The sequence below is a fragment of the uncultured Bradyrhizobium sp. genome (assembly GCF_947648125.1).
Taxonomy (GTDB): domain Bacteria; phylum Pseudomonadota; class Alphaproteobacteria; order Rhizobiales; family Xanthobacteraceae; genus Bradyrhizobium.
Genome location: NZ_CANSMR010000014.1, coordinates 95,665 through 116,877, shown reverse-complemented (window position 1 = coordinate 116,877; position 21,213 = coordinate 95,665). Strand labels below are relative to the sequence as shown.

General features: G+C 64.2%; 19 protein-coding genes. 16 read left to right on the top strand and 3 right to left on the bottom strand.

All coding sequences use genetic code 11. The features are described from left to right. Window positions 1-106: 106 nt before the first annotated feature. The 4 genes from Q0030_RS23735 (at window position 107) to Q0030_RS23720 (ending at window position 5,292) form a co-directional block, all read left to right on the top strand. Window positions 107-1,456 (top strand): DUF3100 domain-containing protein, encoded by a 1,350-nt coding sequence (locus Q0030_RS23735; protein ID WP_298372254.1) that lies wholly within the window; start codon window positions 107-109, stop codon window positions 1,454-1,456. A gap of 23 nt (window positions 1,457-1,479) precedes the next feature. Next, window positions 1,480-2,649, top strand: a complete 1,170-nt coding sequence (locus Q0030_RS23730; protein ID WP_298372251.1) for a M20 aminoacylase family protein — start codon at window positions 1,480-1,482, stop codon at window positions 2,647-2,649. Beyond that, window positions 2,646-4,046 carry an L-serine ammonia-lyase gene (locus Q0030_RS23725; RefSeq protein WP_298372463.1) on the top strand — a complete coding sequence of 467 codons (1,401 nt, stop codon included), beginning with the start codon at window positions 2,646-2,648 and terminating at the stop codon, window positions 4,044-4,046. The genes Q0030_RS23730 and Q0030_RS23725 overlap by 4 nt, the downstream gene beginning before the upstream one ends. A gap of 172 nt (window positions 4,047-4,218) precedes the next feature. After that, window positions 4,219-5,292, top strand: coding sequence for an AraC family transcriptional regulator (locus Q0030_RS23720; protein ID WP_298372248.1), 1,074 nt, complete (start codon window positions 4,219-4,221; stop codon window positions 5,290-5,292). Between the two features lie 337 nt (window positions 5,293-5,629). On the opposite strand, the gene Q0030_RS23715 is transcribed toward Q0030_RS23720, so the two are convergent. From Q0030_RS23715 to Q0030_RS23705, 3 genes are all read right to left on the bottom strand, one after another. Beyond that, window positions 5,630-6,829: a CoA transferase gene (locus Q0030_RS23715; protein ID WP_298372245.1), complete on the bottom strand. Its 1,200-nt coding sequence runs from the start codon at window positions 6,827-6,829 to the stop codon at window positions 5,630-5,632. 110 nt (window positions 6,830-6,939) lie between these two features. Further along, on the bottom strand, window positions 6,940-7,914 hold the full coding sequence (locus Q0030_RS23710; RefSeq protein ID WP_298372242.1) for a 3-hydroxyacyl-CoA dehydrogenase NAD-binding domain-containing protein: 975 nt from the start codon (window positions 7,912-7,914) through the stop codon (window positions 6,940-6,942). Between the two features lie 21 nt (window positions 7,915-7,935). Continuing rightward, window positions 7,936-8,694: an acetoacetate decarboxylase gene (locus tag Q0030_RS23705; RefSeq protein WP_298372240.1), complete on the bottom strand. Its 759-nt coding sequence runs from the start codon at window positions 8,692-8,694 to the stop codon at window positions 7,936-7,938. A gap of 312 nt (window positions 8,695-9,006) precedes the next feature. Between Q0030_RS23705 and Q0030_RS23700 the strand changes: the two genes are divergently transcribed. The 12 genes from Q0030_RS23700 to Q0030_RS23645 all read left to right on the top strand — a co-directional run bounded on the left by Q0030_RS23700 (window position 9,007) and on the right by Q0030_RS23645 (window position 21,207). After that, window positions 9,007-10,029 (top strand): AraC family transcriptional regulator, encoded by a 1,023-nt coding sequence (locus Q0030_RS23700; RefSeq protein ID WP_298372239.1) that lies wholly within the window; start codon window positions 9,007-9,009, stop codon window positions 10,027-10,029. A gap of 294 nt (window positions 10,030-10,323) precedes the next feature. Next, window positions 10,324-11,406, top strand: coding sequence for an AraC family transcriptional regulator (locus tag Q0030_RS23695; protein ID WP_298372236.1), 1,083 nt, complete (start codon window positions 10,324-10,326; stop codon window positions 11,404-11,406). A gap of 181 nt (window positions 11,407-11,587) precedes the next feature. Further along, window positions 11,588-12,397, top strand: a complete 810-nt coding sequence (locus Q0030_RS23690) for an alpha/beta fold hydrolase (RefSeq protein ID WP_298372234.1) — start codon at window positions 11,588-11,590, stop codon at window positions 12,395-12,397. A gap of 60 nt (window positions 12,398-12,457) precedes the next feature. Continuing rightward, window positions 12,458-12,898 carry a phasin family protein gene (locus Q0030_RS23685; RefSeq protein ID WP_298372232.1) on the top strand — a complete coding sequence of 147 codons (441 nt, stop codon included), beginning with the start codon at window positions 12,458-12,460 and terminating at the stop codon, window positions 12,896-12,898. 38 nt (window positions 12,899-12,936) lie between these two features. Then, window positions 12,937-13,704, top strand: a complete 768-nt coding sequence (locus tag Q0030_RS23680) for an SDR family oxidoreductase (protein ID WP_298372230.1) — start codon at window positions 12,937-12,939, stop codon at window positions 13,702-13,704. Between the two features lie 29 nt (window positions 13,705-13,733). Then, on the top strand, window positions 13,734-15,443 hold the full coding sequence (locus Q0030_RS23675) for a long-chain fatty acid--CoA ligase (RefSeq protein WP_298372227.1): 1,710 nt from the start codon (window positions 13,734-13,736) through the stop codon (window positions 15,441-15,443). A gap of 135 nt (window positions 15,444-15,578) precedes the next feature. After that, window positions 15,579-17,132: a wax ester/triacylglycerol synthase family O-acyltransferase gene (locus Q0030_RS23670; RefSeq protein WP_298372224.1), complete on the top strand. Its 1,554-nt coding sequence runs from the start codon at window positions 15,579-15,581 to the stop codon at window positions 17,130-17,132. A 99-nt stretch (window positions 17,133-17,231) separates the two neighbouring features. Continuing rightward, window positions 17,232-18,566 carry an MFS transporter gene (locus Q0030_RS23665; RefSeq protein WP_298372222.1) on the top strand — a complete coding sequence of 445 codons (1,335 nt, stop codon included), beginning with the start codon at window positions 17,232-17,234 and terminating at the stop codon, window positions 18,564-18,566. A gap of 94 nt (window positions 18,567-18,660) precedes the next feature. Further along, window positions 18,661-19,257 carry an adenylate kinase gene (locus Q0030_RS23660; protein ID WP_298372220.1) on the top strand — a complete coding sequence of 199 codons (597 nt, stop codon included), beginning with the start codon at window positions 18,661-18,663 and terminating at the stop codon, window positions 19,255-19,257. Then, window positions 19,257-19,574, top strand: coding sequence for a hypothetical protein (locus tag Q0030_RS23655; RefSeq protein ID WP_298372218.1), 318 nt, complete (start codon window positions 19,257-19,259; stop codon window positions 19,572-19,574). Before Q0030_RS23660 ends, Q0030_RS23655 begins: the two co-directional genes overlap by 1 nt. Next, complete coding sequence (locus Q0030_RS23650; protein WP_298372216.1) at window positions 19,565-20,362, top strand: SDR family oxidoreductase; 798 nt, start codon at window positions 19,565-19,567, stop codon at window positions 20,360-20,362. Before Q0030_RS23655 ends, Q0030_RS23650 begins: the two co-directional genes overlap by 10 nt. Window positions 20,363-20,430: 68 nt before the next feature. Continuing rightward, window positions 20,431-21,207, top strand: coding sequence for an alpha/beta fold hydrolase (locus Q0030_RS23645; protein WP_298372213.1), 777 nt, complete (start codon window positions 20,431-20,433; stop codon window positions 21,205-21,207). The last annotated feature ends 6 nt before the right edge of the window (window positions 21,208-21,213 follow it).

Genomic DNA, 21,213 nt, shown 5'->3' with positions numbered 1-21,213 from the left:
GACACGATCATTGATGCAAGATGCTTTCTCCCCGATGCTGCGCGGGCAAGTTGGTTCACCGTTCACCGCATTGCCTCGCAATCATTTTCTGGAGGTGTCCAGCATCATGACGTCGACTTCTTCGCCTTCCGCAGACCTGGCCGCCCAGGCGGTCAATCCCGCAAGCACCGGCAAGCTCACGCTGTTCGTTGCCGTTCTGATCATCGTTGCCGTCGCCGAGACGATCGGGATCGTCCAGTTCCAGATCGGGCCGGGCAAGGTGCTGCTTCAACCGATGGTGTGGGCGCTGCTGATCGCGGCCGCATGGGGCCTCTCAGCACGTTATCTGCCTGCCGCCGCGCGGATCGGGCCCTGCCTGCAGACCTATGCGGGACAACTGCTCACCGCAGGCCTGCTGCTCTTCGTGATCAAGATGGCTTTCACGGTCGGCGGCGCGCTGCCGGAGGTGCAGAAGGCCGGCTGGGCGTTGATCTTCCAGGAGCTCGGGCACACCTTCGGCACGCTCGTCCTCGGCCTGCCGATTGCGCTCCTGCTCGGCGTCAAGCGCGAAGCGGTCGGCGCGACCTTCTCGATCGGCCGTGAAGGCAACATGGTGATCATCGGCGAGAAATACGGCATGAACTCCGCCGAAGGGCGCGGCGTGCTGGCCGAGTACATCACCGGCACCGTGCTCGGCGCACTGTTCATCGCGCTGTTGGCCGGCTTCGTCGCCAGCCTGCACATTTTCGATCCGCGGTCGCTCGCGATGGGCGCGGGCGTCGGCTCGGGCAGCATGATGGCGGCCGCGATCGGCACCATCAACGGCCACAATCCGCCCGAGATGGCGAAGGAGCTGATTGCGATCGCCTCGGCGGCGAACCTGATGACCGCCGTCCTCGGCTTCTATTTCGCCCTGTTCTTCTCGCTGCCGGTGTGTTCCTGGCTGTATGACAGGCTGGAGCCCGTGCTCGGCCGGTTCTCGAACTTCGCGTCGGGAAACCTCGGGCCCTCGATCGCCAGCGCCGGCGAGACGAAGCACGGTACCTTCGGCTTCTTTGACTCGCTGCTCGCCTGGATCACCGTCGCGGGCGGCGTCCTGATCGGCAATTCGCTCACCTACAAGGTTCCGCTGCTGGAGTCGGGGGCAGGTCTCCTGGTCGTGCTCGCGGTCGTGCTGCTGGTCGACGTCCTCGCCCGTCTGCTGTCGAAGGTGCCGCACATCCTGATCCTGGTCGTGGTCACCACCGTGCTCGGTATTCCCGGCCTGCTGCCGTTCTCCAACGCGATGATCGGCTCGGTCGACAAGCTGAACTTCCTGGCTTTCACGACCCCCGTGTTGACGCTCGCCGGCTTCTCGGTCGCCAAGGATCTTCCGATCTTCAGGAAGCTGAGCTGGCGTATCGTGGTGGTCTCGCTGACGGCCGCCGCGGGCACGTTCCTCGGTGCGACATTGATCGCCGAATTCTTCCATCGCTAACCAACGAACAGGTGGACCAACGCATGTCAAAGAAGTTTGGAATCGCCGACGATATCTGTGCCCGGATGCTGGATTGGCGTCATGACATCCATGCCAACCCGGAAACCGCGTTCCAGGAGCACCGCACGGCCCAGCTCGTGGCCGATGCGCTGATGGAGATGCAGATCCCGGTCCATCGCGGCCTCGGCGGAACCGGCGTGGTCGGAACGCTGACGAACGGCGAGGGCCCGACGATCGCGCTGCGCGCCGACATGGACGCGCTTGATCTCCAGGAACTGGGGGACCGCGCCCACAAGTCAACCCGCGCCGGCAAGATGCACGGCTGCGGCCACGATGGCCACACCACAATGCTGCTTGGAGCTGCCGTGCAGCTCGCCCGTCACCGGCCGTTCCGCGGCACCGTCCATTTCGTTTTCCAGCCTGCCGAGGAGAACGAAGGCGGCGGCAAGAAGATGGTCGAGGAGGGCTTGTTCAAGATGTTTCCGGCCGACGCGGTCTACGGGATGCACAACATTCCGAATATCCCGCGCGGAAAATTCGCGATCCGGACCGGCATTGCGACGGCCTTTCTCGATACTTTCGAGATCGTGGTGACCGGAAGCGGTTGCCATGCCGCGACGCCGGAAAAGGGCATCGACCCGATCCTGGTGTCAGCCGACCTCGTCTCCGCACTGCAAGGCATCGTGAGCCGCCGCATCGGCGCAATGGACGCCGCCGTCGTGAGCGTTACCCAGATCCATGGCGGCGACACCTGGAACGTGGTGCCCGAAACCGTCACATTGCGCGGCACGGTGAGAACGCTGGACGCCGAGATACAGAATCAGGTCGAGGCCGCCATGAAGCAGGTCTGTGCCGGCGTGGCGCAAACCCATGGCGCAAAAGTCGATCTGAGCTACGTGCGGGGATATCCGGGGGTGATCAACACGCCCGCGGAAACCGATGCCGCCGCGTCGGCAGCCGCAAACCTCGTCGGCGTCGAACAGGTGCAAACCGACATCAAGCCGGCGATGGGATCGGAGGATTTCGCCTTCATGCTGCAAGAGCGTCCGGGCGCTTACATCTGCATCGGCGCGGGCGAGACCGCCAATGATCCGCCGCTGCACAATCCATACTACGATTTCAATGACGCCATCCTGCCGCTCGGCGCCGCGTATTGGGTCGAGCTGGTGAAGCAACAACTGCCTGCTGCCTGATGCTTTCGGTCTTCGACATATTCAAGATCGGTATCGGCCCCTCGAGTTCGCATACGGTGGGGCCAATGCGCGCGGCCGGACAATTCGTCCGCGCGCTCGAGCGCGATGGTCTTCTTTCGAAGACCGTGCAGGTCCGCGCCGACCTCTATGGCTCGCTGGGCGCGACCGGGCGCGGGCATGCGACCGATCTCGGCGTGATCCTCGGCCTGCTCGGCGAAAAGCCCGATACCATCGATCCGGCCCAGGTGGCGCCGCAGCTTGCGGACATCCGGCGCTCCGGCGAATTGCGGCTGCTCAATGTTCACCCGGTCCCGTTCCGGCGCGGGCGCGATATCGTGTTCAAGCCCGACAGCGCATTGCCGGAACATCCTAACGGAATCCGCCTCCTGGCGTTCGCGGCCGACGGCAGTCTGCTGGCGGAACGCTATTACTTCTCGATCGGTGGCGGGTTCGTGATCGAGCGTGGCTTGGGCGACGTGGCTGGCGCCGCAGGCGGCGAGCTTCCGGCTTGGCCGTATCCTTTCGGCACCGGCGCCGAACTGGTCGCGCGTGCGCAGTCGAGCGGGCGCTCGATCGCCGACATGGTGCTGGCCAACGAGTGCGTGCATCGCACCGACGCTGACGTCCGTGCCGGTCTCCTGAAGATCTGGGAGACGATGAAGCAATGTGTCGACCGCGGCTTCGGGATCGACAATGCGGGCGCGGCTGAACCGCTGCCTGGGCCGCTGAACATTCGCCGTCGCGCGCCGGCTCTCTATCGCGAACTGTCGGCCCGCAACAGCGACACCGAGAGTGTCGATCCGCTGGCGGCGATGGATTGGGTCAATGCCTTTGCGATGGCGGTGAACGAGGAGAATGCAGCGCGCGGGCGGATCGTGACCGCGCCGACCAACGGCGCCGCCGGCGTGATCCCGGCGGTACTGCATTACTACGTCAAGTTCTGTCCGGGCGCGACCGATGACGGCGTCGTTACCTTCCTGCTCACCGCGGCTGCGATCGGCATGCTCTACAAGGCGAATGCCTCGATCTCCGGCGCGGAAGTTGGCTGTCAGGGCGAGGTCGGCGTCGCTTGCTCGATGGCCGCAGGCGGCCTGACGGCCGTGCTCGGCGGTGCGCCGGCCCAGGTCGAGAACGCCGCGGAGATCGGGATGGAGCACAATCTCGGTCTCACTTGCGACCCGGTCGGTGGCCTGGTGCAGATCCCTTGCATCGAGCGCAATGCGATGGGGGCGGTCAAGGCCATCAACGCCGCTCGCATGGCGCTGCGTGGCGACGGCAAGCACTATGTCTCGCTTGATGCCGTCATCAAGACGATGCTGCAGACCGGCGAAGACATGAAGTCCAAATACAAGGAGACGTCGCTGGGCGGGCTCGCGGTGAACGTTGTGGAATGCTGACCGGAAACACGGCGGCATCGACGAAACACCTCGCGACCCAATTCGGCATCCTTGGATACGACCCGAGCGTGCGCTGCCCGAGGCTGGGGATAGGGGAAGCCGGCTGGCTGCCGCCAGCATTGCGAATGATTTCGATTTGAGCAAGACTCCAGGCCTAGGGAGGAGGACGACCATGAGCGCTGGAAGGCGCCTGCGAGACGCCGTGCCGGAATGCCAATTGCCGCCGGATTTCGACCAGCATGTGTATTCGGCGCAGTTGATTGCTGCCATCATTGCCGAGCTCGGCAGGCAACAGGTTCGATCGTCCGTAGCGCTGGCGGGCACCGGCTTGACCGAGGATCAGCTCGAAGCGCACACGACGCGCATCTCGTACCGGCAGATCGACATCGTGGTTCGCAATGCATTGCGGCTGTCCAACGAGCCGACCGTTGCACTCCGTGCCGGACAGCGCATGCGGGTGACGGCGCACGGAATGTACGGATATGCGTTGCTGAGCAGCGCGACCTATGACGATGCGCGCGCCTTCGCCAATCGATACCTTCGGGTCGTTGGCCCGCTGTGCGATGCGAAATACTCGTATGACGGCGCGGCGGTCGTCTGTGCGTTCGAGCCGTTGCATTGGCCGAATCCGACGCAGGACGTGCATCGCTTCGCGGCCGAGTTCGCCCTTTCGTCGCATTTGACAACGATGAAGGACCTGGCGGGCGAGTCATTCCGCTTCTCGCAGATTTCCCTCGCCTATGGCGAACCGGCGCATGCCCGCGCCTACCAGGTGATCTTTGACTGTCCGGTCTTGTTTCGCCAGCGCGGCAACGAGTACAGGTACCAGCTGTCGCAGGCCGACGGGCCGGTGGCGTTGGCGGATTCTCGCACCCACGGAATGGCGCGCGAGATGTGCGAGCAGGTGTTGTCCGAGGTCAATCATGCGGGCGGGATCGCTGCCGATGTCAGGCGGGTGCTGATCGAGCAGCCCGGCAGGTATCCGAACATCGAGGCGATCGCCGAGAGGCTTTCGATGCATCCTCGCGCGCTGCGGCGGAGGCTCGAAGCGGAAGATACATCGTATCGTGAGCTGCTCGCCGAGGTGCGGACGCGGCTTGCGATCGAATATCTGCGCAAGACCGCGATGACCAACGAGGAGATCGCAAACCGGCTGGGCTATAGCGACGCCGCCAACTTCCGGCATGCCTTCATCCGCTGGACCGGCAAGAGCCCATCCGATTTCCGGGTCTCTTCGCCGATGTGAAGGCCGTGCGGGCATGACGCGCCGCGTTTGGCCGCTCGTCACCGCGCGCTGTCCATAAGTCACCTCCGAACCGGCCTCGTCGAACCTCCTCGTGGTCGAACTCCACGCATAGATTGACCTTCGACAGTAAGCGCGATGGCTGATCAAGGAGTAGGGGACGCGTCGGGCGCTGATCGTTTCTGCTCGGGGGCGTCCTCCGAACCCCAGCTGCGCCGCATCGCCGCTGTGGTGCCCCCCGGTTCGGGCGCCTCGAGACTGGCCGCGCTCCTCACCCGAGGGCGCGGCCTTTTCTCATGCGCACGATGAAGGCGGCAGGCGTCGCCTCGTGGTCAGGGCATCATGCCAGGATCTTGCTTTCGCGCATCCCGGTGATGGCCGCGTCATCGTAGCCGGCCTCGCGCAAGATCTGCGTGCTGTGCTCGCCGACCGCGGGCGCCTTGCGCGGCTTTACCTTGGTTGCACCGTCGACAAAGAATGGGCTGTCGATGGTCAGCATCTCGTCGTTCTCGAACGGCACCAGCACGCCGGCCGACAGCATTTGCCGGTCGGTGCACAGGTCGCCCATCTCGGCAACGCATTCGAAGACGATTCCTGCTTCATCGAGGCGGGCCCGCCATTCGTCCCGGTCCCGTGTCGCGAACGCCGCGTCGAACAGAGCGATCAGTTCCGCGGAACGGGCGAAACGATCGGCCTGCTTGGCAAAGCGCGGCTCGGTGAGCAGGTCGTCGAGGCCGAGGCATTTCGCTACGGTCGGAAAGTCCCGCTGTTCGTTGACGATCGCGAGCAGCAGCCAGCGGCCGTCGCGGCAGCGGTAATAGCAGCCGAGCGCATTGAACAAATTCTCGCGCGGCGGCCGCGGCGTGAACGTCGCCCCGCACAGCGCCGCCTGCGCCATGATACCGTTCGACCAGACGCCGTTGGCGAGCAGCGAGGAGCCGACCTGGGTGCCGCGGCCGGTGCGCTCGCGCTGATACAGCGCCACCGCAACGGCCGCGAACAACGAAACGCCCGACGGGTGATCGCCCATGCCGGCGAGCGCCCGCGCCGGCGGCGTGCTGGCGTCGCTCCGCACCATGTCCATCAGGCCTGAACGAGCCCAGTAGGCAGTGACATCGAAGCCCGGCTTTCCTGCCTCGTCGCCGGTCTCGCCATAGCCGGTGAAGGATGCGTAGATCAGCCGATCATTCGCTGCGGCAAGCCGCTCGTAGCTGATCGCGAGTTTCCTGCGGACGGCGAGCGGATAATTGGTGATGAATACATCGGCGGTGGAGGCCAGGCGATGCAGAACCGCCTGGCCCTCAGGCTTCGATAGATCGAGCGCAAGGCCGCGCTTGTTGCGGTTATCGAGCAACCAGCCATAGGGGTGGTCGGATCTCGGCATGCCCGGAAGTTTCGGCACCTGACGGAACGCGTCGCCGGCGCCGGGCGGTTCGATCTTGATCACGTCGGCGCCGAAGTCTCCCAACAGTGTCGCGGCGGTTGGCGCGGCGATGAAGCTGCCGCAGTCGATGACCTTCAAACCTTCGAAGATGCTCATGTGAGTCCGTCTCCGCTTGATGCCCGAGGATCACCCCAGGCTCGTCTGGATTCCGAAAGAAGAGCGACCGCCTGTGTCTGCGAGCGCGCGCAGCCCTAAGGCCGAGCCGACTATGTGCGATCCCTGCCGTCGCGTGCCGCCAGCACGTGCAACAGCGCCACCTGCGTGTCGTCGCGTTCACGCTCCATCCGCGGGATCGGTGTCCTGCCGAAAGATACCGCGGCCTGGTCGATGATCCTGCGCTGTAGCGCCTCGTCGAGATCGACCTGCGGAATCATCTTGAACGACGCGGCCATGTTCTTGCCGAGGTGCTGGAAGAACGATTCGAGCCCCTTCGGTCCACCGCCCATGTGGAACGAGCTGAACGGCCCGTTCACGGCCCAGCGCAACCCGATCGAGCTGGTGACGATGTCGTCCAACTCGTCGACCGTGACAACGCCTTCCTGCACGAGATAGCAAGCCTCGCGCATGATCGCGCGCTGGAGCCGGTTGGCGACAAAGCCCTGAATTTCCTTTTTGAGCACGCGCGGCACCTTGCCGAGCGCCTCGTAGAACGCCACGGCGTCGGCGGTCGCCTGCAGATCGGTGTGTTCGCCGGGAACGACCTCGACGAGCGGGATCAAGTGCGGCGGGTTGAAGGGATGGCCAACGAGCAGCCGGCTTGCATCCTTCATCTCCCGCGCCTGCTCGGTGGCCGGCCGTGCCGAGCTCGAGGACAACAGCAACGCATGCCTCGGCACCGCTGCCTCGATCCGCGCCCAGAGCTGCTGTTTCCATTCGGGTTTCTCCGGGCCGTTCTCCTGCACGAGGTCGGCGCCGGCGACGGCGCGCGCGAGATCCGGCTCGAAGCGCAGGTTGCGCTCCAACCCCTCATGCGGCAGGCCGAGCTTCAGCAATGTCGGCGCGATCTTGATCAGGGCGTCCTTGGTCGTGGCCTCGATGTCGGGCTGCGGATCGTTGATCACGACATTGAGTCCGTGCGCGAGAAACAGCGCCGCCCAGGAGGAGCCGATGACGCCGGCCCCTATGACGCACACATTACGATAGCGGTTGAGCGCCGCGGCGCGATCTGCGGATGATGGCATGGCTTTCTCCGACGTGTACGCTTACCGCGGCTGATCGAGATAGTTGTGGCAACGCTTGGCGCGGGACAGCGTCAAGTCGGTCATGATGTGGCTGCACGCGACGATCTCGCGCACCGGAAAATCGGCCATCGGGGCCAATGCGTGGGCGAACAGCTCCAGCCGGGCCGGGCCGGTCCAGGCGCCCTTGACGGTGATGTCGGTGATCTCGGAGCGCAGCAGCTCGCAGATGCGCGGCTCGCCCGCCGGCTTCGGACTGTCATAGGTCCACAGGATCTTCAGCATGAAGGTCGGTACGCAGATCTCGGCCTTTGCTTTTTCGAGATCCAACGCGCGGTGCTTGTAACCCATCGTCGCGGTGGCCACGCGCAGGCTGCCGTAATCCATTGTGCCGACCAGTGTATCGGAATCGATGTAGAGCTTCGGCTTGCCGATCACCTTGGGATAGCCGCTGATTTCGCGGCCGGACGCCAGCGCCGGCAGGCTATCGAGGTACATCGCGTGAAGGTACTCACCCTTTTCGTCGCCAAAGCGCACCTGGACGGCCTGGCCGCATTCGGTGTAGTCGCCGAGACCAGAGGTGTCGGGCATCCGCATGATTTCCCAGCGGACCAGCGGATCGTCGATCTCCAGCGGCTCGGGAACGACGGCGCGCAATGCCTCGATGTCGGTGCGATACAGGATGTTGAGGTATTCGCGGTTGTTGAAGCGAAACGGTCCGCGGGGAAATGCCGGGGAGCCGATTGGCGTCGTCAGCTGCTTGAGAATGTCCTCCCGTCGCATCCGCTCCTCCCTTGATAGCGCTTGCCGTGGTCCGTGCGGCCCTCCGGCTGCGTGCCGGTTGTCGAGCAAGGCATCGCGAGCCTAGCGATCCCGCGAGGCGGAGAAAGGTGCGATTGGACCGCCGACCGGGTGACTTCCGGACGCGGAGTGCGGCGCGTGCAGCGCGCGGGCACCCGATCATTGCGTCGCGTACGTGATCGGGCTTACGTTTGGAGCGGTAAATCAATCGTGGAGCAGGAACGCGCGGAATGCGAGGGACATGCGATCGGAATGACTAGGCAAGACTCGCACGCAAGCCAATCGCCGAGCCGAATGCAACCCAGCTTCGCGCAGCGAATATTCCCGCCGCATTCGATCGCGGCCATCGCGGCCGAGCTTCGCGAGCAGGGTATTGATCCATCTGAGGTTCTCGACGGCACCGGGCTTGTGATCGGCCAGCTCGAGTCCCATACGACGCGAATATCCTATCGGCAGCTCGACACGGTGATCCGCAATGCGCTGCGGCTGGCAAGGGACGCCGCCATCGCGCTGCGCTCCGGAGCGCGAATGCATGTTACCGCCTATGGCATGTACGGATACGCGCTGCTGAGCAGCGCAACGCACGCCGAGGCCCGCGACTTCGCTGCGCGATATATCCGCGTGGTGGGTCCGTTCTGCGATTTCGGCCTCTCTTATGATGGCGAGACGGTGGTGGCGACGTTCCAGCCCATGCACTGGCCGAATCCGACCGAGAGTGTGCATCGCTTCGCGGTGGAGTTCGCACTGGCCGCGCATCTGACGACCATTCGCGACCGCTCCGGTCAGGGCTTCGGGTTCTCGCGCGTGCTGCTCGACTATGCACCGCCGCCGTCCACCGCGGCGTATCGCGGTCTTTTTGGATGCCCGGTCCTGTTCAATCAACATCATTGCGGATACGAATACGTACGCAATGACGGCCCGCGGGCGCTGGCAAATCCGCGTACCCACGCCATGGCGCGGGAGATGTGCGAGGAGATCCTCGGCGAGGTGAACCGCGCCGGCGGCGTTGCCGCCGATATCCGTCGGATACTGATCGAGCAGCCGGGCAGCTATCCAAGTATCGAGGCGATCGCCGAGCAGCTCGACATCTATCCCCGCGCACTGCGGCGCAGGCTCGAGGCGGAGGGAACTTCATATCGCGGCCTGCTCGCAGAGGTGCGCATGCGGCTCGCGATCGAGTATCTGCGCAAGACGCGCATGACCAATGAGGAGATCGCGAGCCGCCTCGGCTACAGCGACGCGGCCAACTTCCGCCACGCCTTTTCGCGCTGGACCGGCAGGAATCCATCTGAATTCCGGGGCGACGAGGGTCTTTAGACCCCGCGACAGCCTAGGGGGCGGCTTCGCCGGCCCTGTCCGTAGTTCACCGGCAAACTGGTTCAATCGAACCTTTTGTGCGGCCGAAGCGCGCGTAAGCTCGGCGCCGTCGTTGCGCTCGCGATCGCGTTCTCCCAACCTGGACCGCCTCCCTCGGCGGTCTTTCTTTTGGCCGGTCTTGTCCGGAACTCACCTCCAAACGCGATCAATCGAACCTTCCGCTGGCTGGTCCGGCTTACTAGCCTCCCGGATTGCGGGACCGGAAACAGGCGTGGAAGGCGGACGAGGAAGCTCGTGTATCACCCGTCACCAAATCTCTTGCAGCGTCGCTATTCGCCGCAACGGATCGCTGCGGTCGTGGACGTCCTGGCCGAGGACGGCATCTCCGCGTCGCGCGCGCTCGGCGGGGCCAATTTGACGAGTGCCGATCTGAGAGATCCATCGGTACGCGTCTCCTATCGGCAGGTCGAGACGGTCTTTCGCAATGCGATGCGGTTGTCGCGGGATCCGGCGATCGCGTTTCGCGCCGGAGAACGAATGCATGTCATGGCTTACGGCATGTATGGCTATGCCATGCTGAGCAGCCCGACTCGACCCGAAGTCATCGACTTCGCGGCCAAATACGGTCGCATCCTTGGAGCGGTCGCCGACATCGACTTCACCCGCAAGGGCAATACTGTGAGCTGCCTGCTCGAGCCCTTGCTCTCGCGCGATCCGGCCGATGACGTCTATCGGTTCGCGCTCGAGTTCGCCTTTGCGACCTATCAGACGCTGAGCCGTGACGTCTATGGCAGCTCGTTCCGGTTCTCGAAGCTGAGCGCCGCCTATGCACCGCCTCCGTATGCTGGGACATACGATCACATCTTCCAGTGTCCAGTCGAGTTCGGCCAGTGCAAGAACGCGCTGGAATTCGACGCGGTCTGGATCGACCATCCGGCGGTTTGCCCCAACGAGATGACCAGGGCGATGGCAGGCCGAATCTATGATCAGCTTTTCGATCATGTCGCGCGGGACGACGGCCTCGCCGCTGACATCCGGCGACGGCTCGTCGAGCATCCCGGCCGCTTCCCCAGTATCGAGGCAATGGCGGCGGAGCTCATGATTCATCCGCGGACGTTCCGCCGCAGGCTGCAACTGCAGCGGAAAACCTATCGGCAGATCGTCTCCGAGGTCCGCATGCAGCTCGCGGTCGGTTATCTGCGCTACACGCAAATGACCAATGACGAGATCGCAGCGCGGCTTGACTACAGCGACGCGGCGAACTTCCGCCACGCTTTTGCCCGCTGGACCGGTAAGAGCCCTTCGGACTTCCGCGATGGCCGAGCATCAAGCATCGCAGCAGGCGCGCAAGATTCATTGGCGGATGTCCCAAACTAACCGGTCAAGCGGGCCAATTGCACCTTTTACGGGTCCGACGCGCTCGATAGCGTTTTGAGACCAAGAAAATACGCGGTTGCGCGATCGGGTCCGCATGGAGCCGTTCGCGGAGCAAGGCAGTAATCATAAAATGTCGGATCGTGCGGGACGCGCTGCGTGATCCGGGAGGGGACATTCTGACATGAATACGGTCGTCGACCGCTCTGCGCCGCCGTCGCAATTGCTGCTCGCGCTCGAAGTGCGCGGGATCTGGGAGCTGCAGGCGTTTTTCGCAAGCTACCCGCTGCTTCGCCGCGCGCCGCGCGGCGACGGACATCCGGTCCTCGTCTTGCCGGGGCTCTCCGCCAGCGATATCTCGACCCGACCGCTGCGCGCCTACCTGAAGGCGCAGGGCTACGCGGTCCATGGCTGGAAGCTTGGACCCAATCGCGGACCGCGTCCCGGCGTCGAGGCTGCCATGGACGCAAGGCTGGCCGAGCTCGCCGAGCGATACAATCGCAAGGTCAGCTTGATCGGCTGGAGCCTTGGCGGCGTCTTTGCGCGCGAGATCGCACGGCGCGCACCGGATCTGGTCCGCCAGGTGATCACGCTCGGCAGCCCGTTCGCCAACGAGCCGAAGGCAAGCAATGCCTGGCGTCTCTACGAGATTCTGAGCGAGCGCCAGGTCGACGACTGGCCCGACAGGGACATGATGAAGTTGCCGCCGCCGGTCCCGAGCACGGCGATCTACTCACGCACCGACGGCATCGTCTCGTGGTGGGGTTGCCGCGAGCAGCATGCTGAGCGGACACAGAACATCGAAGTCGAAGGCAGTCATTGCGGGCTCGGACACAATCCGGCCGTGCTGTACGCCATCGCGGACCGCCTCGCGCTGGGGGAGAATGAATGGTCGCCGTTCGACCGCAGCGGTCTCCGCGGCATGGTGTACCCCGATCCGGATCGAGCCGATGACAGCCTCACCCTGTTTCGGCCGCGCTGGCCGGCGGCCTGACGCGCAGTCCACGGGTCGGCATTTCGCTGCCGCAAGCCAAGCACCAGAGGGAGGACGTCGATGGGAACCGATGACAGGCAATCCGACGCAGGTGGCACGGGCGCGATGCCGTGGCTCGGGGATCTGAAGAAAATGGCCGAGAAGTTCGCGCTGCCCGGGTTCGATGTCGCCGCGTTGGTCGAGTGGCAGCGCAAGGACATGGAAGCCTTGGTGGAGGCGAACCGGCAGGCCTACGAAGGCATCCAGGCGCTGGTCAGCCGTCGCAACGAGATCCTGCAGGAGACGCTCGCGCAGTGGCAGGCGGCGATGAAGGGCTTCGCGAGCGGTGAAGCCATGACGAAGCAGACGGAGACCGCCAGGCAGCAGGTGGAGAAGGCGGTCGCGGATTTCCGCGAGCTGTCGCAGCTGGAGGCGCAGGCGCGCAACAACGCCTGGAAGGTCATGCAGGAGCGCATGCAGGAGAACCTTACGAACCTTCAGAAGCTGTTGCAGCCGAAGTAGTGCTGCGCGTGTGAGGCGCCAACAATCGGGGGAAAGCCATGAGTCTGGCCAAGTTGCAGGACTTGACAGGTCGCGTCGCGCTCGTCACGGGCGGATCGCGAGGTCTCGGTCTTCAGATCGCCGAGGTGCTGGGCGAACTCGGCGCCAAGGTCGCGATCACCGCGCGCAAGCGGGATGAGCTTGATGTCGCGGCTGCTCACCTCAAAGGGCTTGGCATCGAGGCGCTTCCGGTGGTTTGCGACATGGGCAGGCTGGAGACAATCGCGCCGATGATCGAGCAGGTCGTGGCCGCGCTGGGCCCGGTCGACATCCTCGTCAACAATGCCGGTACTTCCTGGGGTGCCGCCACGATCGAGCATACGCTCGACGGCTGGAACAAGGTGATCAACCTGAATGTAACTGCGATCTTCATCGCCACCCAGGAGGTCGGCCGCCGCTGCATGGTGCCGCGGCGGAGCGGCAAGGTGATCAACATCGCGTCGATCCAGGGCCTTACCGGCTGCTATCCGGAAGGCACGCCGACGCTGGCCTACAACACGAGCAAGGGCGCGGTCGTCAACCTGACCCGCACGCTCGCCAATGAATGGGCGCCGCTCGGCATCAACGTCAACGCGATCGCGCCGGGCTATTTCCCGACCAAGATGACCGCGCAGCTAGACCAGAGCGCAACCGCGCATATGGCGCCGATGAATCGCGAGGGCGGCCCCGAAGATCTCAAGGGTGTCGCCGCGCTGCTCGCCTCCGATGCCTGCGCATTCATCACCGGCCAGACCATCGCGGTCGACGGCGGCGTGACCGCCATCTGATCCGAGAGACCATAGAAGGGAGAGATCTCATGAACGACATGCCCTGGATCCGATCCTATCCCGACGGGGTGCGCTGGGACATCGAGATCGCTGCCGGACCCGTGCAGAAGATATTGGGCGATGCCGTTGCCAAATGGCCGGATCGTCCCGCGATCGATTTCATGGGCAAGCGGATCACCTATGCCGAGCTCGGGCGGCTCACCGATCGCGTGGCCAAGGGCCTGCAGCTCCTCGGCGTGAAGCCGGGCGTTCATGTCGGCCTCTATCTGCCCAACACGCCGCACTACATCATCTCGTTTTTCGGCATCCTCAAGGCAGGCGGCACGGCGGTCAATTACTCGCCGCTGGACGCCGCCAAGGTGCTCGAACACAAGATCGAGGACAGCAAGACCGATATCCTGATCACGCTCGACATGGTTTCGCTCTATCCGCAGATGGCGGCGATGCTGGGCAAGACAAGGTTGAAGAAGCTGGTGGTCGGTTCGCTTGGCGAGATCACGGCCGACCCCGACACCGTCGTCAACGAGATGAAGGCGGCCAAGCAGCTGAGCGAAGTCGCCTGGGATGATCACCACATCAGCTTCGGCCAGCTGACCCACAATGATGGTGCCTACCAGGCCTATCCGATCGACAATCCGCGCGAGACCATCGCCGTGCTGCAATACACCGGCGGGACGACAGGGCTGCCGAAGGGGGCGATGCTCACCCACGCCAATCTGACCAGCGCGTGCCAGCAGTACCGGGCGACGACGGCCGGCTCGCCGCCGGTGCTGGTCGATGGGCAGGAGCGCTTCCTCGCTGTCTTGCCACCGTTCCACATCTACGCGCTTTCCGTGAACGTGCTGTTCGGCGTCCTGATGGGCGCGGAGATCATCCAACACGTCCGGTTCGATCCGAAAGCCGCGCTCGAGGAAATCTCGGCGAAGTCGGTTAGCGTCTTCTGCGGGGTGCCGACCATGTTCACCGCGCTTATCAACCATCCGGAGACGCCAAAGCACAGCCTGCGCGCGCTGAAATATTGCGGATCAGGCGGCGCGCCGTTGCCGCTCGAGGTGGCGCAACAATTCGCCTCGATCACAGGCTGCAATCTGAGCGAAGGCTGGGGCATGACCGAGACCTCGCCGAGCGGCACCTACACGCCGGCGCAGCATGGCGCCATGCGCAAGGCCGGCTCCTGCGGCATGCCGATGCCCGGCATCGTCATCAAGTTCCTCAACGTCGACGACAGCAGCGGATATGTTCCGCTCGGCGAGCGCGGAGAGATCTGCATCAAGGGCCCGAACGTGATGAAGGGCTACTGGAACAAGCCGGACGCCACTGCCGAGGTGACAACCGCGGACGGCTACCTGCGCACGGGCGACGTCGGCTACATGGATGAGGATGGCTTCATCTTCATCGTGGACCGCACCAAGGACATGCTGCTGTGCAGCGGTTACAACGTGTATCCGCGCGTCCTCGAAGAGGCGATCTACAAATATCCGGCGGTCGAGGAGGTCGCCGTGATCGGCATCCGCGACGAGTATCGCGGCCAGTCGCCGAAGGCCTTCATCAAGCTGAAGGCGGATGCCAAGCCGTTCAAGCTCGAAGAGCTGCAGGCGTTCCTGAAGGACAAGCTCGGCAAGCACGAGATGGTGCAGGCGCTCGAAATCCGCGCCGAACTGCCGAAGACCGCGGTCGGCAAGCTTTCGAAGAAGGAGCTGTACGACGAGGAGGAACGCGCGGCCCGGGCGCAGGCCTGAGATCGCCTGCGTGAACCGGATCGGCAGCGGCGCAGAGCTGTCAGCCCGGCCGTAATGCAATGACCGTGACGCGCGAGATATCGGCGTACGGTCATCAAGACGGCAATCGCCGTCACAATGTCATGGGAGGGAAGAATGGATCAACTCAGCAGCATGGATGCATCGTTCCTGCATCTCGAAACGCCGGAAACGCCGATGCATGTCGGCAGCCTGATGATCTTCGATCTCCCCGAGGGTTATCAGGGCGACTACTACGAGGATGTCAAGGAGATGCTCGGCAAGCGTCTCCATCTCTCGGCATTGCTGAACCGCAAACTGGCGCAGATGCCGTTCCAGCTCGCGGAGCCGGTCTGGATCGAGGACGATGATATCGAGCTCGACTACCACGTGCGGACCGTCACCTTGCGGCGGCCAGGCACCATGGCACAGCTCGAGCAACTCGTCGCGCGATTGCACGCCTCGCTGCTCGACCGCAGCCGTCCGCTGTGGGAGATGTATGTCATCGATGGCCTCGAGAACGGCCAGGTCGCGTTCTACACCAAGGCGCATCACAGCGGCGTCGACGGCAAGGCCGGTGTCGAACTCGCCAAGGTACTCTATGATGTCTCGCCCAAGATGCGCGAGGTGCCGCCGCCACGGCGCAAGCGCGCCGCCGCGCAATACCAGCTCGGCGTGACCGAGCTATTGCAGGCGGCAGCCAACAACGCGGCCCAGCAATATCGCAAGCTCGCGGAACTCCTGCCGACAGCGGCCAAGGCGCTCGGCACGGCTGCAACCGTGATGGCCAGCCAACGGTCGCAGAAGGGGGAGCGCTCGCTCAGCCTCGGGTTGGCCCCGAAGACGGTGTTCAACGACTCCATCACCAATCAGCGCTCCTACAGCACGATGTCGTTGCCGCTCGCCGACATCAAGGTCCTGGGCAAACGTGTCGGTGGTACCGTCAACACCATTGTCATGGCGATGTGCAGCATCGCGCTGCAACGCTTCCTCGCCGAGCGCGGTCTGCTGCCCAAGGAAGCCCTGATCGCGATGGTACCGGTTAGCCTGCGCGCCGAAGGCGACAAGGCGATGAACAACCAGGTCTCGGCGGTACGCGTCGACCTGGCGACCGACATCGATGACCTGCCAACCCGCTTCAAGGCGATCCACGCGTCATCCGAGGCGGCCAAGGCGGTCGTGCGCGAACTCAAGCCGGTGCTCGGTGTCGATGTGCCGATCACAGGTTCGCCGTGGCTGATGACCGGGCTCGCCTCACTGCTTGGCCGCTCCAACCTCGCCAGCCGCATGCCGGCAGCCGGCAACGTACTGATCTCCAATGTGCCGGGACCGGGGCAGAATCTCTACATGGCCGGCGCACGGATGGTGCATTATTTCCCGGTCTCGATCCCGTATCACGGCAGCGCGCTGAACATCACGGTGCACAGCTATGCGGGCCTGCTCGAGTTCGGCCTGACCGCGTGCCGGCGTGTGCTCACGCAGGACGAGTCCTACGAGATGATCGAGCACCTCCGGGCGGCCTTGCGCGCGATCGAAGCCCTGCCTCCGGTCGAGGCCGAGATCGTCGAGCTGACGACGCAAGCTGCGGCTCAATCGAAGGCGGCATCGGCGGCCGCGGCGTCGGTGACGCTCATCCAGCCAGACGAAGTGCCGCCGGCTGCCGCAAACGACAAGGCGAGCCGGGCCAGCTAGGCGCCCGGGCCTTCAACGCGTCACATCGCCGGAGCTGGGAACGCCACCGCGGTCTCTCGCACGGCGTCGGTATCAAAAGAACATTCGGAGGAAACCAGGATGCACCCACCCGCCGCAAAGGGATCGCTGTCGGTACTGGAAAGTCCGGCGCACAAATCCCTGTTCTCGAAGATCGATTGGCGCCTGATTCCGCTTCTGCTGATCGCCTATATGATCGCCTATCTCGATCGCATCAATATCGGCTATGCGCAGCTGCAGATGAAGCAGACGCTACCGTTCGACGACGCGGTCTACGGTCTCGGCGCAGGCATCTTCTTCGTCGGATATTTTCTGTTCGAGGTGCCGAGCAACCTGCTCCTGGAGCGGATCGGCGCGCGCAAGACCCTGCTGCGCATCATGGTGCTATGGGGGCTCGCCGCAGCCGCCATGATGTTCGTGTCGACGCCGTTCCAGTTCTATATCGTCAGGTTCATGCTCGGTGTGTTCGAGGCCGGCTTCTTTCCCGGCGTGATCCTGTACTTCACCTATTGGTATCCGTCGGTGCGGCGCGGGCAGGTGATCGCGACCTTCATGTCGGCGACAACGATCGTATCCGTGATCGCCGGCCCGCTGTGCGGCTCGATCCTGAAGTATCTCGACGGTGCCGGCGGCCTTCATGGCTGGCAGTGGCTGTTCCTTGTCCAGGGCCTGCCGGCGTTGATTCTTGGCATCCTGGTTTACGCCTTGCTCGAGGACAAGCCCGAGCGGGCCGCGTGGCTCTCGAAGGACGAGAAAGCCTTGCTCGAAGACGCCTTCCGGCACGATGAGAAAGACGTCGAGAGCGAGCCGTCGGGAACGTTCGGACAGATGCTGAAGGACCCCAAGGTCTATGTGTTGTCGTTCGTCTATCTGCTCCTGCTCGGCGCGACCTACACAATGGTGTTCTGGATGCCGACCCTGATCCAAAGTTGGGGTGTCAAGGATCTGTTCCTTGTCGGCGTTTATGCCGCGATTCCGAACGCCGCCGGCGTCATTGGCATGATCCTGATCGGCCGTCACTCCGACAAGTGGCACGAGCGCCGCTGGCACTATGCCGCCTGCGTCGCGATCGCCGCTTTCGGCCTGTTCATCACCACGATGCTGCAGGGCAACCTCGTCGGATCAATCCTCGCGTTGTCCTTTGCAGTGATCGGAATTGCGTCGGCGACGCCGCTGTTCTTCGCGCTGACCAGCGAATATCTGTCCACCGGCGCCGCCGCCGGAGGGCTTGCGCTGATCAGCAGTCTCGGCAACCTCGGCCCGGCGATCAGCCCATCGATCAACGGGTTGATCGTGCGAAGCACCGGCGACAACATCTACAGCATGTACTTCGTGATGGCGCTCTACGTGTTGTCGGGATTGCTGTTGCTGCTGTCGATGCGGCCTGCCCCCAGTGCGCGCCTGGCGATGGCGTGACGACAATTCGAGCGGTCCGGCTCGCACGGAGCCGGGTTGCTCGACGCTCCGTCGGAAAGCTGCCGGTGATCAAGCGAATATCGGGACACATGCGATGAGGATCGTTCTGCTGGGGCCGCCTGGTGCGGGCAAGGGAACGCAGGCGAGGCGCCTGGTCGAGGAGTACGACATACCGCACCTTTCGACAGGCGACATGCTGCGTGCTGCGGTCGACGCGGGCACCTGCATCGGACGGAAGGTCAAGGATATCATGGTGAACGGCGGCCTCGTTCCCGATCAGCTCGTGATCGCCGCGGTGATCGAACGTATCTCGCAAGCGGATGCCCAGCGTGGCTTTGTGCTCGACGGCTTCCCGCGGACGATGGCACAGGCGATCAGATTCGACGATCTGCTCGATACCGAGGGTCTTGCGATCGACCACGTCGTCGAGCTGAAGGCCGACGAGACGGTGTTGCTGGACCGGATCGAGGCGAGGGCCCGTGAAGCGCGAGAGCAGGGCGGCGCGGTGCGCGCCGACGACAATCACGAAACGCTCAAGCTGCGTATCGACGCCTACAACGAGCAGACCGCGCCGCTGGTCGACTATTATCGATCGCGGAACATCCTCAGAACCGTCGACGGACTGCAGCCGGTCGAGCGCGTCGCCTTCGACGTCGTCATGGCGATCGGCCAAGATCGTTCGGTGACGTGATGCCGGCGTTGCAAAATCGCGATCCGCAAGCCTGGCTGTCGAGCTATGTTGACCGGATCGAGGTGCTCGAGCCGTTGCGCAAGTCGCTCGGCGAGGTGAAGGAAACGGCCGATCAATTCGAGCAGGCCCAGGCGTTGCTGCGGGCGATCGAACGGTTCTCCCGCACATATGCTGCCGACCGGAACTGCGCCGGCACGCCCGCCGAGCTGGCGCGGCGCGACGAACGTCGTCTGGCGCGGCGGCGGCTTGTTGCGCGCGCCGTTCGTGGATTGCGCAGAACCGTTCTGGCAGCGAAGGGAGGCGCCTCATGTCGGTGAGCGGAAATGAAGGTCAATGCGCGCTGGTGACCGGCGCATCGGGCGGCATTGGGCTCGAGCTCGCGCGCGTGCTCGCGGCCAATCGCTTCAGCCTCGTGCTGCTGGCGCGCAGTCGCGACAAGCTGCAGGAGCTCGCCCGCGAGCTCAAGGCCGATCACGGCACCAAGGTGACCATCGTTGCCGCCGATCTGAGCGAGCCGTCGGCGCCGCAGGCGGTGTACGATTCGCTGAAGGACGCCGGCGTGCGAGTCGATTTGCTGGTGAACAATGCCGGGCTCTTGCTCGAAGGACGCGTCAGCGCGATCGGCCTCGATGACCAGTTGCGGCTGCTGCAGGTCAATGTCGTCGCCATGACGGCATTGACTCGTCTCTTCCTCGCGCCGATGCTCGAGCGCAACAGTGGACGGATCCTGAACGTTGCGTCAGTCGCGGCGTTCATGCCGGTGCCAAATCTTGCAGTCTATGCCGCGTCAAAGGCCTATGTGCTGTCTTTCGGCGAGGCGTTGTCCCAGGAATTGAGCGGCAGCAGGATCACGCTGACGACGTTGTGTCCCGGCGTGACGGACACCGGAATGGTCCATGGCACCAATCTCGGCAACTTGCCGAGCATGATGATCATGGATGCGAAGACCGTCGCACAGGAGGGCTATCGCGCCTGCATGGCGGGAAAGCCGGTGCATGTCGCAGGGGTTGCCAACGAGCTGGCGGTCCAATGGATCAAGTATCAGCCGAGTTGGCTGTTGCGGGCCATCGGCGGGGTGTTCGGAAAGACTGCGCCGCCGAATTGACGTCTCGTGCTCGCCGGGCGCTGCACAGTTGCGGGGCTACTCTTGACCATCAACAAGGGACGTTACTCATGGGACGTGACGAGCAGACCGTCGAACCACCCTCGCTCGCGCTGCTTGCCGGGGAGGGGCGCGGCTTTCTTGACATCCCGGCGCTTCTTGCCGTGGCGGCGCCGCTTCTGGCGACTGCGCCGCGCGGGCAGCGGCATCCGGTCATGGTTCTGCCCGGGCTGGGCGCCGACGACCGGTCGACATTGGCGATACGCTCATTCCTCGAATTCCTCGGTTATCAGGTTCATGGCTGGGGCCGCGGCCGCAATGTGCGCGCGCCGGACGCTGACCTCTCCGCCGTGGCGGCTCGGGTCATCGAACTCGAAAAGCAGGGCGGCTCAAAGGTCAGTCTGGTCGGCTGGAGCCGCGGCGGCATCATCGCGCGCGAGGTTGCGCGGCAGATCCCCACGGCGGTGCGGATGGTCATCACGCTAGGCAGTCCGTTTGCGGCTCCGGGTGCGAGCAACGTCCGCGCGATCTGGCGGCTTCTGACCGGCCAGAAATACGAGCCGCCGACCACCGAGCGGATCAGTCGCCTCGCGCAACCGATTCCCGTGCCGACAACATCGATCTATACCCGCACCGATGGCGTGGTGGCGTGGCGCGCCTGCCTGGAGCAGGAGGGTGGGGAGCGCGAAAACGTCGAAGTGAACACGACGCACATTGGGCTTGGCTTTCACGCGCCGGCGCTGTGGGTGATTGCCGATCGCCTCGCCCAGCCGACGGGCAGCTGGAAGCCGTTTCGACCGCCTCCGCAGGTCGCGATCTGGTTTCCGGCAACGACGCGTCGCGATTGAGGTCGC